The 15,452-nt window shown below is 72.2% G+C and carries 13 protein-coding genes and 5 tRNA genes; 13 read left to right on the top strand and 5 right to left on the bottom strand.

The annotated features are described in order from the left end of the window. Window positions 1–162 precede the first annotated feature (162 nt). The 4 genes from GXP74_RS33125 to GXP74_RS33110 all read right to left on the bottom strand — a co-directional run bounded on the left by GXP74_RS33125 (window position 163) and on the right by GXP74_RS33110 (window position 5,404). Window positions 163–753, bottom strand: coding sequence for an ATP/GTP-binding protein (locus GXP74_RS33125; RefSeq protein WP_182454939.1), 591 nt, complete (start codon window positions 751–753; stop codon window positions 163–165). Further along, window positions 734–1,126 carry a DUF742 domain-containing protein gene (locus tag GXP74_RS33120; protein WP_182454938.1) on the bottom strand — a complete coding sequence of 131 codons (393 nt, stop codon included), beginning with the start codon at window positions 1,124–1,126 and terminating at the stop codon, window positions 734–736. Before GXP74_RS33120 ends, GXP74_RS33125 begins: the two co-directional genes overlap by 20 nt. A gap of 85 nt (window positions 1,127–1,211) precedes the next feature. Then, window positions 1,212–1,634, bottom strand: coding sequence for a roadblock/LC7 domain-containing protein (locus GXP74_RS33115; RefSeq protein ID WP_034090093.1), 423 nt, complete (start codon window positions 1,632–1,634; stop codon window positions 1,212–1,214). Between the two features lie 5 nt (window positions 1,635–1,639). Continuing rightward, window positions 1,640–5,404: a nitrate- and nitrite sensing domain-containing protein gene (locus tag GXP74_RS33110; RefSeq protein ID WP_225448368.1), complete on the bottom strand. Its 3,765-nt coding sequence runs from the start codon at window positions 5,402–5,404 to the stop codon at window positions 1,640–1,642. A 547-nt stretch (window positions 5,405–5,951) separates the two neighbouring features. Here GXP74_RS33110 and GXP74_RS33105 point away from each other — a divergent pair. From GXP74_RS33105 to GXP74_RS33055, 11 genes are all read left to right on the top strand, one after another. Then, on the top strand, window positions 5,952–6,143 hold the full coding sequence (locus GXP74_RS33105) for a hypothetical protein (RefSeq protein WP_225448772.1): 192 nt from the start codon (window positions 5,952–5,954) through the stop codon (window positions 6,141–6,143). Between the two features lie 146 nt (window positions 6,144–6,289). Next, window positions 6,290–7,072: a fumarylacetoacetate hydrolase family protein gene (locus tag GXP74_RS33100; RefSeq protein WP_182454936.1), complete on the top strand. Its 783-nt coding sequence runs from the start codon at window positions 6,290–6,292 to the stop codon at window positions 7,070–7,072. After that, complete coding sequence (locus GXP74_RS33095; RefSeq protein WP_182454935.1) at window positions 7,065–7,817, top strand: HAD family hydrolase; 753 nt, start codon at window positions 7,065–7,067, stop codon at window positions 7,815–7,817. The genes GXP74_RS33100 and GXP74_RS33095 overlap by 8 nt, the downstream gene beginning before the upstream one ends. A gap of 75 nt (window positions 7,818–7,892) precedes the next feature. Then, window positions 7,893–7,964: transfer RNA gene (locus GXP74_RS33090), tRNA-Gln, on the top strand. A 51-nt stretch (window positions 7,965–8,015) separates the two neighbouring features. Continuing rightward, a tRNA-Glu gene (locus GXP74_RS33085) sits at window positions 8,016–8,088 on the top strand. Window positions 8,089–8,156: 68 nt separating this feature from the next. Then, window positions 8,157–8,232: transfer RNA gene (locus GXP74_RS33080), tRNA-Glu, on the top strand. 64 nt (window positions 8,233–8,296) lie between these two features. Next, window positions 8,297–8,369, top strand: a tRNA-Glu gene (locus GXP74_RS33075). Between the two features lie 163 nt (window positions 8,370–8,532). Beyond that, a tRNA-Gln gene (locus GXP74_RS33070) sits at window positions 8,533–8,604 on the top strand. Between the two features lie 61 nt (window positions 8,605–8,665). Further along, window positions 8,666–9,394, top strand: a complete 729-nt coding sequence (locus GXP74_RS33065) for an ATP-binding cassette domain-containing protein (RefSeq protein WP_182454934.1) — start codon at window positions 8,666–8,668, stop codon at window positions 9,392–9,394. After that, window positions 9,391–11,079 (top strand): DUF6297 family protein, encoded by a 1,689-nt coding sequence (locus GXP74_RS33060; RefSeq protein WP_182454933.1) that lies wholly within the window; start codon window positions 9,391–9,393, stop codon window positions 11,077–11,079. The genes GXP74_RS33065 and GXP74_RS33060 overlap by 4 nt, the downstream gene beginning before the upstream one ends. 28 nt (window positions 11,080–11,107) lie before the next feature. Beyond that, on the top strand, window positions 11,108–12,352 hold the full coding sequence (locus GXP74_RS33055; protein ID WP_182454932.1) for a hypothetical protein: 1,245 nt from the start codon (window positions 11,108–11,110) through the stop codon (window positions 12,350–12,352). A 43-nt stretch (window positions 12,353–12,395) separates the two neighbouring features. Here the strand turns inward: GXP74_RS33055 and ndgR are convergent, their stop codons facing one another. Then, on the bottom strand, window positions 12,396–13,109 hold the full coding sequence (gene ndgR / locus GXP74_RS33050; RefSeq protein ID WP_030263993.1) for an IclR family transcriptional regulator NdgR: 714 nt from the start codon (window positions 13,107–13,109) through the stop codon (window positions 12,396–12,398). Between the two features lie 148 nt (window positions 13,110–13,257). Between ndgR and leuC the strand changes: the two genes are divergently transcribed. Beyond that, window positions 13,258–14,682: a 3-isopropylmalate dehydratase large subunit gene (gene leuC / locus GXP74_RS33045; protein ID WP_182454931.1), complete on the top strand. Its 1,425-nt coding sequence runs from the start codon at window positions 13,258–13,260 to the stop codon at window positions 14,680–14,682. 5 nt (window positions 14,683–14,687) lie between these two features. Continuing rightward, entirely contained in the window at window positions 14,688–15,299 is a 612-nt protein-coding gene (leuD, locus tag GXP74_RS33040; protein ID WP_182454930.1) for a 3-isopropylmalate dehydratase small subunit, read from the top strand. Window positions 15,300–15,452 lie beyond the last annotated feature (153 nt).

The raw sequence follows: 15,452 nt of genomic DNA, 5'->3' as shown, positions 1-15,452 counted from the left end.
GATGAGAAATCGGGGCATAGGGCCCCAGTGGTGGCGAATGCGCCCATCGGGATGGGCGCAGGGTGCACGATCGGCCACACTGGGTGAGCCGATCGCTGGAATTGCTTGCCTAACCGTTATGAAATCAGGTGTGACCCGGCCGACTCCCCCCGGAGTCGCGGTTCAGCGGAGTCGGGCGAGCAGTGCGTGTTCGACGAGGGTGATGAGGGCGGATTTGGCGCTGTCGCGTCGGCGGGCGTCGGTGGTGATGATGGGTGTGTCGACGCTGAGTTGGAGGGCTTCGCGGACTTCTTCGGGGTTGTGGGTCTGGGTTCCGTCGAAGGCGTTGAGGGCGACGACGAAGGGCAGGCCGCTGTTCTCGAAGTAGTCGATGGCGGGGAAGCAGTCGGCGAGGCGGCGGGTGTCGACCAGGACGACGGCGCCGATGGCGCCGCGGACGAGGTCGTCCCACATGAACCAGAAGCGGTCCTGTCCGGGGGTGCCGAACAGGTACAGGATCAGGTCCTCGTCGAGGGTGATCCGGCCGAAGTCCATGGCGACCGTGGTGGTGGTCTTCCCGGCGACGTGGGTCAGGTCGTCGATGCCGGCGCTGGCGGAGGTCATGACGGCCTCGGTGCGCAGCGGGTTGATCTCGGAGACCGCGCCGACGAGGGTCGTCTTGCCCACGCCGAATCCGCCCGCGACCACGATCTTGGCCGAGGTGGTGGCGCGGGTCGAGGCCGGCGCCGTGGGGCTAGAGCTTGCGTAGTCCACTGAGGACCCTTTCGAGCAGAGTCACGTCCGGGGCACCGCCGCCCGGTGCGGCGGCGGCGGGCTGGTGGATCGCGACCAGGCCGGCTTCGGCCAGGTCGGCGACGAGGATGCGGGCGACACCCAGCGGGATCGGCACCAGCGCGGAGACCTCCGCGATGGACTTCACCTCGCGGCACAGCTGGACGATCCGCTGGTGTTCGGGAAGCAGGGACCCCGCCCGGTCGGCCCGTGCCGTGGTCGAGACCAGGGCCTCGATCGCGAGCTGGTACCGGGGCCGGGTACGGCCGCCGGTCATCGCGTACGGCCGTACCAGCGGCTGCTGGGCGCCGCCCGCGTTGCCGTAGGGACCGTTCGGGCCATTGGGCGGGGTCATCTGTCCTCCTTGACGTGCAGCGGTCCGTCTTGCCTCTCCGCGGCTGGGTGGTGGTGCGGGGTCCAGGTGGACGGTCCGTGGCGCCTCAGTGCAGCAGGCTGCCCTGGAGTTCGGCGCGCAGCGCCGGGGTCAGCACGTCCCCGGCCCGGTCGACCAGCAGTGCCATCTCGTAGCCGACCAGGCCGATGTCACTGTCCGGCGAGGCCAGTACGGCCAGCGAGGAGCCGTCGGAGACGGCCATGATGAAGAGGAACCCGCGCTCCATCTCCACCACGGTCTGGGTGACCCGACCGCCCTCGAAGATCCGGGAGGCGCCCTGGGTGAGCGACGTCAGCCCGGAGGCGACCGCCGCCAGCTGGTCGGCGCGGTCCCGGGGGAAGCCCTCCGACATGGCCAGCAGGAGGCCGTCGGCGGAGACCACCACCGTGTGCGACACCCCGGGGGTGTTGTCCACGAAGTTGGTGATCAACCAGTTCAGATTGTGTGCCGCTTGGGACATCTGGCTCATCTGAATCAACGCTCCTGGTGGGGGTTCGTGCCGTACGGGCCGTTGTCCTGGGACGGGTTAGCCGTTCCCGCGCTGCGTCCCTGCTGGATCCCCCGTCGCAGGTTGGTGAGCCGCCCGCGGACCTCCTCGGGTGACCGGGAGACCTGCGGTCCGTTGTCCGGCGCGGCCTCGGCGGCTCCGGGAACCAGGTTCGCCTGCGGCACCCGGCGGGGGAGACCGGAGGGCATGACGCCGCCCGCGCTGGGCTCGCGGACCTGCTCGGCCCGGCGCCACACCTCGTCGTTGGAGGAGGAGCGCCAGGGCGCGGAGCCGGTGGCCGCGGGCGCGCCGGCGCCGGTCCCGCGCTGCGGCACCGGACGCTGCGTCAGCGGCGGCTGGGCCTGCGGCTGCGCGGCCGGTGCCTGCTGCTGCGGACGCTGCGGCGCGGACTGCTGCTCGGGCTGCTGCGGGGCCGCGGCCGGGTCGCCGTAGACCTGCACCGCGCGCATCCGGTCCGCCCGACCGCTGCGGAACCAGTTGGACTCCATCGCCTCGAAGATCGGCGAGCGGGCCGCGTCCGCCTCGGCGGGCGGCAGCGCCCGCGTCAACGGGTGGTCGGCGGCGTCCTGCTGCTGCTGGACCGGCTGCGGGGCCTGCGGCTGCACCGGGGCGGGCATCGGCGTCGGCTGCTGCGGGACGACCGGCTGCGGCAGCGGCTGCTGCGGGGCGACCGGCTGCGGCGCGACCGGGCGCGGCGGCAGCGGCTGCTGCGGCGCGGCCGGGCGGGCCTGCTGCTCGTCCTCGAAGTGGCTGCGGCCGTACGGCAGGCTGCCGTCCGGGATGTCCATCGGCAGCGGCCGGGTGACCGGCGAACCGTGCTGCGGCTGCTCGGCCCAGGTGCTGTGCTCGTCCAGCGGCGAGGGCACCGGCGGCTGCGGCTGCGCGGCCGACTGCGGCCGCCGACCCTGCTGCTGCCCGAGCTGCGACTGACCCTGCCCGGGACCCTGCTGGCCGGGACCCTGCTGGCCGGGACCCTGCTGGCCCTGGCGTTGCTGGCCCGGTCCCTGCTGGCCGGGGCCCGGCTGCTGCGGCTGGTTCGGAGCCTGGCCGCGCACCGGCAGCGGCCGGTTGGGCTGCTGCGGCTGCGTGGGCTGGTTCGGCGCCGACGGGCCCGACTGACCCGGCTGGCCCGGTCCCTGCTGGCCGAGGCCCTGCTGGCCGAGCCCCTGCTGGCCCTGCTGGTCGCGGCGCGGCAGCTGCTGGCCGGACTGCTGCCCGACCGGGGGCAGCTGGCCGGTCAGCGCGGTGCTGCCCTGCGGCAGCGTCGCCTTGGGACGGCGCGGCGGCAGGCCCGACTGGCCCGACTGCTGCGCACCCTGCTGGCCCTGGCCCGGACCCTGGCCCGGCTGGCCCTGACCGATGCCGGGCTGACCCGGCTGCCCCGGCTGCCCCGGCTGACCGGGCAGCGACGGGCGTCCGCCCGGGCCGCCGTTGGGAGCGCCGCCGAGCGGGGTCCGCCCCTGGGACGGCGGCACGGCGCCGCGCTGCGGGCCGCCGGTGAGGCCGGGGCCGTTCTGCGGACGCTGGCCGGGGGCCTGTCCGGGCGCACCCGGGCCCCGGCGCTCGGCCGCGTTGGTGACGTCCACCGGCAGCATGACCAGCGCGGTGGTGCCGCCGGAGTCGCTGGGGCGGAGCTGGATCCGGATGCCGTGCCGCAGCGACAGCCGACCGACCACGAACAGGCCCATCCGGCGGGACACCGAGACGTCCACCACCGGCGGGTTGGCCAGGCGCTCGTTGATCTCGGCGAGGTCGTCGGGGGAGAGGCCGATGCCGGTGTCGTGGATCTCGACCAGCACCCGGCCGTCCGGCAGCGCGTGGCCGGTGACCCGGACCCGGGTCTGCGGGCTGGAGAACGACGTGGCGTTCTCCAGCAGCTCGGCGAGCAGGTGGACGAGGTCGTTCACGACGCGTCCGGCGACCTCGGCGGTGGGCACCGAGGCCAGTTCGATCCGCTCGTACTGCTCCACCTCGGAGGCGGCCGCGCGGAGCACGTCGACCAGCGGCACCGGGCGGGTCCACCGGCGGCCCGGGTCCTCGCCCGCGAGGACCAGCAGGTTCTCACCGTTGCGGCGCATACGGGTGGCCAGGTGGTCCAGCTTGAAGAGGCTGGCCAGCTGGTCCGGGTCGGCCTCGCGGCTCTCCAGCTCGGAGATCATCGACAGCTGGCGCTGGATCAGGCCCTGGGAGCGGCGCGAGAGGTTGGTGAACATCGCGTTGATGTTGCCTCGCAGCAGGGCCTGCTCGGCGGCCAGGCGCACCGCCTGCGCGTGCACCTGGTCGAAGGCCCGGGCCACGTGCCCGATCTCGTCCGTGGTGTTGATCCCGATCGACTGGACCGAGGTGTCGACGTCCTGCGGGTCCGATTCGGAGAGCGTGTGCACCAGTTCCGGCAGCCGGTGCTCGGCGACGTCCTCGGCGGCGGTCTGCAGCTTGTTCAGCGTGCGCACCATCGAGCGGGCCACCAGCGCGGCGCCGATCACCGCGACCAGCAGCACCAGGGCGATCAGGATCGCGTTCAGCACGACGTCCGTCTGCGCCTGCTTCTGCAGCTGCTGCACCTGGTTGTTCAGGTCGGTGATGATGGACGTCTCGTCCTGGGCCATCTCGTTGATCTGCGTCGCCGACTCGCCGTCCCAGGCCGAGTAGGAGGGCAGCGACTCGCCCTTGCCGACGTAGTTCTGGAAGCCGAAGGCCGAGGGCAGGACCGTGTTGGTGAAGTAGTTGGTGGTCCTGATGTTGGTGTTGTTCGCCCAGCTCTGCGTCATGTTGTTGGCCGCGGCCCCGTACAGCGAGGGGAACTCGCTGGCCAGGGTCTGGCCGTTCTGCCAGGCGCTCTGGGCGTAGTTGCGGTCCTCGTTGCCGAGTGGCTTGCCGGAGGCCAGACCGGCGCTGATCACGGCCTGGACGACGGACTGGTCGTCCTTCCACTGCGAGAAGACCTGGAGCGCCCGGGTGGCGGTCAGCAGCTGCTCGTTGCTCGATGTGAGCGCGACGTCGGAGCTCAGTGACAGCAGCTGCTGGATCAGGCCGTCGTAGTCCGCCACCGACTGCAGGATGTTCCCGCCGCCCTGGGCGAAGTCCTGGGTGCGGTAGGTCGAGAGCAGGCTCAGGTCGATCTGGATGGTGTGGACGTCGATGCCGCCGCCGGGCAGGGTCGCCAGGTTCAGCTGGTTCGTCAGGGTGACGAAGTGCGTCATGTTCGTGAGCGTGGACTTCTCGGCCGCGGCCACGTTGTCGGCCAGGCGGTTGCCGGTCGCGGTGACCGTCCCGGCGAGGGTGTCCCGCTCGGTCTCCAGCTGGTCCGCCAGGTTGGTGGCGTAACTGGCGATGCTACCGAGGTTGGCCACGTTGGTCAGCTGGTTCTCCGCCGACAGCGAGGTCTGGATGCGCAGGCCACCGAGGATGATGGCCGCGATCACCGGCAGCGTCAGCAGCGCGATCAGTCGGGTACGGATGCGCCAGTTGCTCAACCCGTACCGGCGCACGCCGCGGACCTTGGGCGTGGCTATCCGCCCGGCCCGGCCCTTGGCGCCCTCGGAGGTGGTGGGCTTGCTGTTCTTCCCCTCGCTCGGGCCGCCCTTGGGGCCGGCGGGCTGCTGCCCGCCCTGCCCGTCCCGACCGGCCTCGGCGGACGGCGCCGCCGGCGGTGTCTGCTGCTGGCGAATGGCTGCTTCGCGGTCCGCCGGGTCGCCCGGGCCGCCGCCACCCCTCTTGATACGTCCCTGCACTAGCGTCGCAACCTCTGGACCAGGCGCCCCACCGCGTGAACGCGGTCAGGACGGTGTCGAGTTTCGGGCGGGCGCGGGATTCCGCTGGAACCCCTGATGGGTGCCCGTGTGCCGCCGTGGAGTGCGCCCCGGCGCTGGCAGTAGCGCAGTGGAGGGGTGGCCTCCGGCGGTCCGTGGCATTCCAGCACAGTGCCGGACCAGCAACAAGGGGCGACGGCGGGTAGTCGTTTTGGCTACGGTGCGTGTTCGCGTGGGCGCGATCGGTATGCCTGCACCCTTGGAATAGTGCACCTTTCGGACACGTGCACGTGGATTCCTCCTCGGATGGGGTGACGCCGAGTGATGATTTTGTCCGGTATGAAACTGATGTCGGGTTACCTCCCAAGGGCACAATGTCGTAACTGTCGGAACTTTCGAGGAGATAAGTGACCAAAATCACAGCGGTTTGGGTAGTGCGAAGCAGGCTTCCTGTGGAATGAGATCCTGGATGTGCAACTGACCGCCCCCGGTTCTTCTCCTGCGTCTTCATATGAGTGAGGTAGTCCGCGTGTCCACCAAGACGACGATGAGCTTCCGTCCCACCGCCAACCCCCGCCGGACCACGCTCGACACCCTGCCCGTCAACGGCGGCCCCGCGCTGCGCGCCTCCGCCACCGAGCCGGTCGAACTGCCCCGCACCACCGCCAACCCCCGGCGGATCAACCTCATGGTCGCGCCGCCCCGCCCCGAGGCCGTCTGAGCCCACCCGGAACCGCCCGTTCACCCGGGCGGCCGGAAACCGCACCTGACAGGGCCCTGCCGAAGCGAATCCGGCAGGGCCCCCGCCATGCCCGCCGGATAGGCTGGGCATGATCCGTCCGTCCGTCCGAAGGGGCACCAGCCACCGTGCGCATCGCCAGGTTTTCCAGTGAAGGGACCGTCTCCTTCGGCGTCGTCGAGGGCGACGCCGCGCAACCGGAGACGCTGACCCTGCACGTCCTGTCCGGGCACCCCTTCGGTGAGCTCCAGCCCACCGGCCAGGTCCGGCCGCTGTCCGAGGTGCGGCTGCTGCCGCCGATGCTGCCGAACAAGATCGTCGCGGTGGGCCGCAACTACGCCGCGCACGCGGCCGAGCTGGGCAACGAGGTCCCGGAGGTCCCGCTCACCTTCTTCAAGCCGTCGACCTCCGTCATCGGCCCCACCGAGAACATCGCGTACCCGCCGTTCTCCTCCGACGTCCAGTACGAGGCCGAGCTGGCCGTGGTCATCGGCCGGATGTGCCGGGACGTGCCGCGTGAGCGGGTTCCCGAGGTGGTCTTCGGCTACACCTGCGCCAACGACGTCACCGCGCGCGACGTCCAGCAGCGCGAGGGCCAGTGGGCCCGGGCCAAGGGCTTCGACACCTCCTGCCCGCTCGGCCCCTGGATCGAGACCGACCTGGACCCGGCCGACCTGGCGGTCACCTGCACCGTCAACGGCGAGCTGCGGCAGGCCGGCCGCACCTCGCAGATGGTGCGCTCGGTGGCGGACCTGATCGTGCACATCACCGAGGCGATGACGCTGCTGCCCGGCGACGTGGTGCTCACCGGCACCCCGGCCGGGGTCGGCCCGCTGGCGGTCGGCGACGAGGTGGCGGTCTCGATCGAGGGCATCGGCACCCTCAGCAACCGTGTGGTCAAGCGTGGCTGACGTTCCGTCGGACGCGCGGGGGATCCTCTGGGACATCGACGACACCCTCTTCGACTACACCGGCGCCGAGGCCGCCGGGATCGTGGAGCACCTGCGCACCGAGGGCCTGCTCGGCGAGTTCGACTCGCCCGAGCAGGCCCTCGGCCTCTGGCGGGAGGACATGGAGCGGGCCTACGCCAGGTTCCTCGCCGGGGAGCTGGGCTTCCACGAGCACCGCCTGGAGCGGGCGCACACCTTCGCCGCCCGCGCCGGCCGCACCTTCCCCGGCGACCGGGCCGCCGCCGCCTGGTTCAAGCGCTACATCCGCTGCTACGAACGGCACTGGGGGCTCTTCCCGGACGTGCTCCCGGTGCTGGACCAGCTGCGCGACGGCTACGCGCACGGCCTGCTCTCCAACTCCTCCACGGTGCACCAGCGGCGCAAGCTGAAGCGGCTCGGTGTGCACCGCCGCTTCCGCAGCCTGGTCTGCTCGGACGACATCGGCTGCGCCAAACCGGCCCCGGAGGCCTTCTGGGCGGGCTGCGCGGCGCTCGGCCTGCCGCCGGAGCGGGTGGTCTACGTCGGCGACAAGCTCACCACCGACGCCCTCGGGGCGCTCGGCGCCGGGCTGCATCCGGTGTGGCTGGACCGCCCGGCCCTCGGCCCGGTTCCGGCCCCGCCCGGCGTCCACCGCATCGGCACCCTCGCTGACCTGCCCGGAGTGCTGGAGCTAATCGATTTTGGAGCGGTGCCCAGGATCGGGTAGTGTTCTTCTTGTTGCGCCGCCCGGGAGGGACGGGGGAGACCGAAAGGTTCTCACCAAGATCACCTGGACAGCCAATGGGGTATGGTGTAATTGGCAGCACGAGTGATTCTGGTTCATTTAGTCTAGGTTCGAGTCCTGGTACCCCAGCGTAAGTCCTCGCCAGAACGAGGCTTGCACAGTCGAGAGAATACTCTCGATGCCCCCGTTGTGTAGCGGCCTAGCACGCTGCCCTCTCACGGCAGTAGCGCCGGTTCGAATCCGGTCGGGGGTACGCATTACCCGAGCAGTGAACGAGCAGTATGAGCAGTACCAGCAGTACCGCAGGAAATAGAGATACAAGCCCCCGTTGTGTAGCGGCCTAGCACGCTGCCCTCTCACGGCAGTAGCGCCGGTTCGAATCCGGTCGGGGGTACCAGATCCAAAACCCTTGCCATCGGAACGATCATTCTCCGAGGCGATGACGTAGGATCACCAAGCTCGCCCCCGTTGTGTAGCGGCCTAGCACGCTGCCCTCTCACGGCAGTAGCGCCGGTTCGAATCCGGTCGGGGGTACGCGAGTAGCGACGTCAGGCCCCCGGCTCCGGCCGGGGGCCTGACCGCTTTCCGGGCCACCGGCTTTTCCCGCAGCGCGTTCCGCGCCCTGGCGCGCGCGGGCCCGCAGGTCAGGTAGGCTTCTTCTCGCACCGTTCACCGGCAGGCCGGTTTGTGCGGGCAATGGGGTATGGTGTAATTGGCAGCACGAGTGATTCTGGTTCATTTAGTCTAGGTTCGAGTCCTGGTACCCCAGCACAGCAGCAGTCGAAGGCCCGCAAGGGCCTTTTCGTGTTTTTTGAGAGGCCGCAGCGAGTATGGCTAAGCCCAAGAAGGCCGCACGTCCACCCCTGTTGGCACTCCGCCAGGTCAGTCGGCGTTACGGTGGCCGACTCGCGCTCCAGCCGATCGACCTGAACATCGCCGCGGGCGAGTGCGTCGCCCTGGTCGGCCACAACGGCTCCGGCAAGTCCACCCTGCTGCGGCTCGCCGCCGGACGGGACACCCCCACCAGCGGCACGGTCAAGCTCGACGGCGAACCGGTGGACGAGAACGACCCCCGGGTGCGCGCGCGGCTGGCCGTCGTCGGCGACGTCTCCGCCTGCTACCCGGACCTGACGGTCCGCGAGCACCTGGCCCTGGTCGCCGTCGCCCACGGCGTCGAGGACCCGCTGACCTGGGTCGACCGCGCGCTCGCCGACCGGGGCCTGGCCGAGCACGCCGAGGTGCTGCCCGACTCGCTCTCCTCCGGCCAGCTCCAGTCGCTGCTGCTGGCCGCCGCGCTGGTCCGCCCGCGCGACCTGCTGATCCTGGACGAGCCCGAGCAGCGGCTCGACCCCGGCGCCCGGGAGCGCCTGGCCGCGCTGCTGCGCGCCGAACTGGCCGACGGGGTCGCGGTGCTGCTCGCGACCCACCACCCCGACCTGGCGTTCCACGTCGCCGACCGGGTGGTGCTGCTGGAGGACGGCGCGGTGCTGGCCCAGGGCGCCCCGCAGAACGTGCTGCCCACCGCCTTCCCCGGCAGCGCCCTGGGCGGCGAGCGGTGAGCGGCGACGCCGAGGCGAACGCCAACGCCGACGCCCGGAGCGGCGACGAGGCCGAGGCCACCGCCGAGAAGGTCGAGACCGGCGACTGGACCGACGAGACGCTGGAGCTGCTGCGCGCCCTGCGCGCCCCGCACCGGCGCTCCCGGGCGGGCCAGATCGGCTACGCCGTCTACAGCTTCGTGCTGTTCGTGCTCTCCTGGGGCGGGCTGTTCTCGCTCGGACTCTTCGCCAACGCCTCGATGGGCGCCGACTACACCGCCGACGGCCCGAGGCTGCTGGCCGCGCTGCCGTCCGGGGTGTGCGCGCTCAGCCTGGGCCTGATGCTGATGGTGGCCCGGGACGCGCTGTGGCGCGGCCCGGTGGTCGCCCCCCGCGCCACCGTCGACTGGCTGCTGATGCAGCCGGTCCGCCCGGGCCCGGTGCTCCGGCCCTGGTTCTGGGTGTCCTGCGTGATCGCGGTGGTGCCCGGACTGCTGGCCGCCGCCGCGGCGGCGGTGGCCCTGGGCCTGATGGAGAAGGTGCCGTTCGGCTCCGCCCTCGGCTGGGCGCTGATCGGCGGGATCTGCGTACCGCTGCTGGCCACCGCCGGCGCGGTACTGGTCGAGCGCTCCACCCGGGTCGCCCGCTGGGTGCGCCGGGGCTCACCGGTGGTGGCGCTGCTGGTGATGCTGCTCGCGGTGCAGAGCGTGCTGGCGGTGCTCGGGCACCGGGTCACCGGGCTGGAGCGGGCGGAGCTGTGGTCCGGGCCGTGGGGCTGGTCGGCGCTGGCCGGGCTGGCCCCCACCCACGCCGCGCTGCCCGGTGGTTGGGTCGCCGCGCCGCTGCTCGCGGTGCTGACCGTGCTCGCGCTGCTCTGGGCGCACCGGGCCGCCGCCGGGATCCCGCTCGGCAGCCTGCGGCTGCGGGCGCGGACCGCCGCCGGGGTGGCCGCCGCGCTGCGCACCGCCGAACTGCGGTCGGCCCGGCTGGTGCTGGCCCAGGCGGACCAGCACGGCCGCAAGGTCAGGATGCGGATCCCGCCGCCGAGCCGGGCGGCGCTGATCGTGCCCTGGCGCGACCTGACCGCGCTGCTGCGCGCCCCCTCCCGGTTCGGCCGGGCGGTGCTGTTCGCCGTCCCGGCGCTGCTGCTGGCCGGTCCGGCGGCAGACGCCCGGGGCGCGGACCGGGTGCTGCTGACCGCGCTCGCGGTCGCCCTCGGCTACCTGGGCGTCGCGCAGCTCGCCGAACCCGCCCGGGTGGAGGCCGACGACCCGCGCCGCGCGGGCTGGTCGCCCTACCCGTACGCCAAGCTCATGCTGCGGCACGCGCTGGTGCCGACGGTCGCCTCGGTGCTGCTGATGACCATCGGCGCGGCCGTGGCCACCGCCCTCGGCGAGAGCGCGGCGGTCTGGCTGGCGCCGGTGGCGGCGCTGCCGCTGACCGCGGCGGCACTGGTCAACGCCGTCCGTGGGCCGTCCCGGCAGGAACTCATGTACACCCCGCGCGGAGCGGGCAGCATGGGCCCGTTCATCTTCCTGGCCTGGTACGCCGCCGGGCCGTTGACCACCGTCCCGGCCCTGGCGTTCGCGCTGGGCAGCCGTCCGGTGACGGCCGCGCTGTGGTGCCTGCTGATCGCGGCGGTGCTCATGTACTGGTCTTACCAGCGGGCTCTTACCCTCTCCGGACGGCACCGCCCCAAGGACTGACCCCGCCGATCGCCTAGGCTGAGCGCCTGTGACCCGAACCCCCGCGCCCGGCGACCGGCTGTCCGCCGCCTCCGGCAGCGTCGCCCTCCCGAGCCCGGCGGCCGCCCCCCGTGACGCCTCCTGGCGGGTGCCCCGGGCCCTGCGCCAGGCGGCCCCGGCCCTGTACGGGTACGCCGCCACCCGGTTGCTGCTGCTGGCGCTGCTGGTGCTCAGCCGGGGGCCGCACCGCACCATCACCCGCCTGGCCACCGTCTGGGACGCCGGGTGGTACGGCCGGATCGTCCGGGACGGCTACACCGCGCACACCGGGCTGTTCAACGCGGCCGGGGCCGAGTACTCCTCCAAGGCCTTCTTCCCGCTGTTCCCGAGCCTCGCCGAGCCCGTCTACCGGGTGCTGCCGGTCACCGCCGGGGTGGCGCTGCTGATGGTCGCCTGGATCTCCGGGCTGTTCGCCGCCTGGGGCATCTACGCCTGCGGCGCCCTCTGCCGCAACCGCCGGGTCGGGGTGGTGGCCGCCGTGCTGTGGGGCGTGCTGCCGCTGGCCGCGGTGGAGACCATGGCGTACTCCGAGGCGCTGTTCACCGCGCTCTGCGCGTGGTCGCTGTACGCGGTGCTGCGCGGCAACTGGCTCTGGGCCGGTTCGCTGGCCCTGCTGGCCGGGTTGACCCGGCCGAACGCGATGGCGCTCAGCGGGGCGCTCGGCGTCGCCGCCCTGGTGGCGCTGTACCGCCGGCGCCGGGACGGCGGCGGCCCGGTCGACTGGTGGCGTCCGCCGGTCGGCGCGCTGGTCTCGGGTCTCGGCTGGCTCGGCTACATGCTGTGGACCGGCTGGACCCAGGGCTCGCTGACCGGGTACTTCCACCTCCAGGACGCCTGGAGCAGCACGTTCGACGGCGGCCTGTCGACGCTGCGCTGGGTGGCGGCGCTGACCGAGCCGTACCACCACGGCCGCGGCGACTCGACCAACAACCTGCTGATGGCCGCGACCGTGCTGGTCTACCTGGTGCTGTTCGCGCTGTGCCTGGTCCGGCGGCAGCCGCTGGTGCTGGTGCTGTTCAGCGCGCTGCTGCTGGCGATGGACCTGGGCAACGCCTCGCCGTACCCGCCGCTGGCCCGGTTCCTGATCCCGGCCTTCCCGCTGCTGTTCCCGCTGGCGGAGCAGCTGGCGCGGATCCGCCGCCGGTGGCTGCTGGCCGCGCTGCTGGGGGCGCTGGCGCTGTGGTCCGGCTACCACGGGGTGAACCTGGTGTTCGTCAGCGGTGCCCCCGCCTGAATCCGGGAGCACCGCTGTCGGTGAGTACCGCTGTCGGGGCCGCTCAGGCGCGGCGCAGCGCCTCGGTGAGCCGACCGGCCGCCTCGATGATCGCCTGGGCGTGCAGCCGTCCCGGGTGGCGGGAGAGCCGCTCGATCGGTCCGGAGACCGAGACGGCGGCGACCACCCGGTTGGACGGGCCGCGCACCGGCGCGGAGACCGAGGCCACGCCCGGCTCGCGCTCGCCGATGGACTGGGCCCAGCCGCGCCGCCGGACGCCGGAGAGCGCGGTCGCGGTGAACCGGGCGCCCTGCAGGCCGCGGTGCAGCCGCTCCGGCTCCTCCCAGGCCAGCAGGACCTGGGCGGCGGAGCCCGCCTTCATCGGCAGCGTGCTGCCGACCGGGACGGTATCCCGCAGGCCGGACAGCCGCTCGGCCGCCGCCACGCAGATCCGCAGGTCACCCTGGCGGCGGTAGAGCTGCGCGCTCTCGCCGGTGACGTCGCGCAGGTGCGTGAGCACCGGTCCGGCGGTGGCCAGCAGCCGGTCCTCGCCGGCCGCCGCCGAGAGTTCGGAGAGCCTGGGACCGAGAATGAAACGGCCCTGCATGTCACGGGTGACCAGGCGGTGGTGTTCGAGTGCCACCGCCAGCCGGTGCGCGGTGGGCCGCGCCAGTCCGGTGGCGGCCACCAGGCCGGCCAGGGTTGCGGGGCCTGACTCCAGCGCGCTCAGCACCAGAGCAGCCTTGTCGAGAACGCCGACGCCACTAGAGTTGTCCATGCCCTGATATTGCAGTCTCAGATCGCGAGACGCAAGTTCAATGTTCTGGGATCTGCGCCACTCTGGGGTGAGCAGCCCTCGGGACGTCGCCCGTTGGGTAGCCAAAACACGACTTAGACCGACAAAGCAGCCGGTCGGAGGGACAGTGATGGGACGCACACTCGCGGAGAAGGTCTGGGACGACCATGTCGTCAGGCGCGCTGAGGGCGAGCCGGATCTCCTCTTCATCGATCTGCACCTGCTGCACGAGGTGACCAGCCCGCAGGCCTTCGACGGCCTGCGGCTGGCCGGGCGCAAGGTCCGCCGGACCGATCTGACGATCGCCACCGAGGACCACAACACCCCCACCCTGGACATCGACAAGCCGATCGCCGACCCGGTGTCGCGGCTCCAGCTGGAGACGCTGCGGGCCAACTGCGCCGAGTTCGGCGTCCGGCTGCACTCGCTGGGCGACGCCGAGCAGGGCGTGGTCCACGTCGTCGGACCGCAGCTGGGCCTGACCCAGCCGGGGACCACGGTGGTGTGTGGGGATTCCCACACGTCCACCCACGGCGCCTTCGGCGCGCTGGCGTTCGGCATCGGCACCAGCCAGGTCGAGCACGTGCTGGCCACCCAGACGCTGCCGCTGGCCCCGTTCCGCACCATGGCGATCACCGTCGAGGGCGAACTGCCGGAGGGCGTCACCGCCAAGGACCTGATCCTGGCCGTGATCACCCGGATCGGCACCGGCGGTGGCCAGGGCTACGTCCTGGAGTACCGCGGCTCCGCCATCCGCAGCCTCTCCATGGAGGCCCGGATGACCGTCTGCAACATGTCGATCGAGGCGGGCGCCCGGGCCGGGATGATCGCCCCGGACGAGACCACCTTCGAGTACCTCCAGGGCCGCGACCACGCGCCGCAGGGGGCCGACTGGGACGCCGCCGTGGCGTACTGGAAGACCCTGGTCACCGACGAGGACGCGGTCTTCGACGCCGAGGTCTTCATCGACGCCTCCGAGCTGTCCCCGTTCGTCACCTGGGGCACCAACCCGGGCCAGGGCGCGCCGCTGAGCGCCGAGGTGCCGGACCCGGCCTCGTTCGAGGACCCGCAGGCGCGGGTGGCCGCCGAGAACGCGCTGCGCTACATGGGCCTGACCGCCGGCACCCCGCTGCGCGAGGTCTCCGTGGACGCGGTGTTCGTCGGTTCCTGCACCAACGGCCGGATCGAGGACCTGCGCGCCGCCGCCGCCGTGGTCGAGGGCCGCCAGGTCGCCGACGGCGTCCGGATGCTGGTCGTCCCGGGCTCGGTCCGGGTCGCCCTGCAGGCCGTGGCGGAGGGCCTGGACAAGGTGTTCGTCGCGGCCGGCGCCGAGTGGCGGCACGCGGGCTGCTCGATGTGCCTGGGCATGAACCCGGACCAGCTCGCCCCCGGCGAGCGCTGCGCGTCCACCTCCAACCGCAACTTCGAGGGGCGGCAGGGCAAGGGCGGGCGCACCCACCTGGTCTCGCCGCAGGTGGCCGCCGCCACCGCGGTGCTGGGCCACCTGGCCTCGCCCGCCGACCTGTCCGACGCCCGTCAGACTGCGGAGGTCTGAGCACCATGGAGAAGTTCACCACCCACACCGGCCGGGTCGTGCCGCTGCGCCGCAGCAACGTGGACACCGACCAGATCATCCCGGCCCACTGGCTGAAGAAGGTCACCCGCAGCGGCTTTGAGGACGGTCTGTTCGAAGCCTGGCGCAAGGACGAGTCCTTCGTCCTCAACCAGCCGCAGTACGCCGGTGCCAGCATCCTGGTGGCCGGGCCCGAGTTCGGTACCGGCTCCTCGCGCGAGCACGCCGTCTGGGCGCTGGAGAACTACGGCTTCCGGGCCGTCATCTCCTCCCGCTTCGCCGACATCTTCCGGGGCAACTCGCTGAAGAACGGCCTGCTGACGGTGATCCTGCCGCAGGAGGCGGTGGAGCGGATCTGGGCGCTGGTCGAGGCCGACCCGACCGCCGAGGTCACTGTGGACCTGGAGGCCCGCGAGGTCCGGACGGTGGCGCTGGACGGCTCCGCGCTGGTGGTTCCGTTCGAGTTGGACGAGAACGTCCGCTGGCGGCTGCTGAACGGCCTGGACGACATCAGCATCACTCTTCAGCAGGAGTCCAAGATCTCGGCGTTCGAGGCGAACCGGCCGAGCTTCAAGCCGAACACGGTTCCGCTCGGCTGAGCCTTGCCCAGCAGCGTTTTTGAGACACCGTCACCACGGCCCCCGGCCCCGGTCAACTGACCGGAGCCGGGGGCCGTTGCCATGCCTGCGGTGACTCTGTGTAAGGTTGAACCAAGGCTGAACAGGGAGTATCCCCTGCGCGGTGGCACAATC

This window comes from Streptacidiphilus sp. P02-A3a, assembly GCF_014084105.1.
Lineage (GTDB): Bacteria > Actinomycetota > Actinomycetes > Streptomycetales > Streptomycetaceae > Streptacidiphilus.
This window is presented reverse-complemented; position numbering and strand designations above follow the sequence as displayed.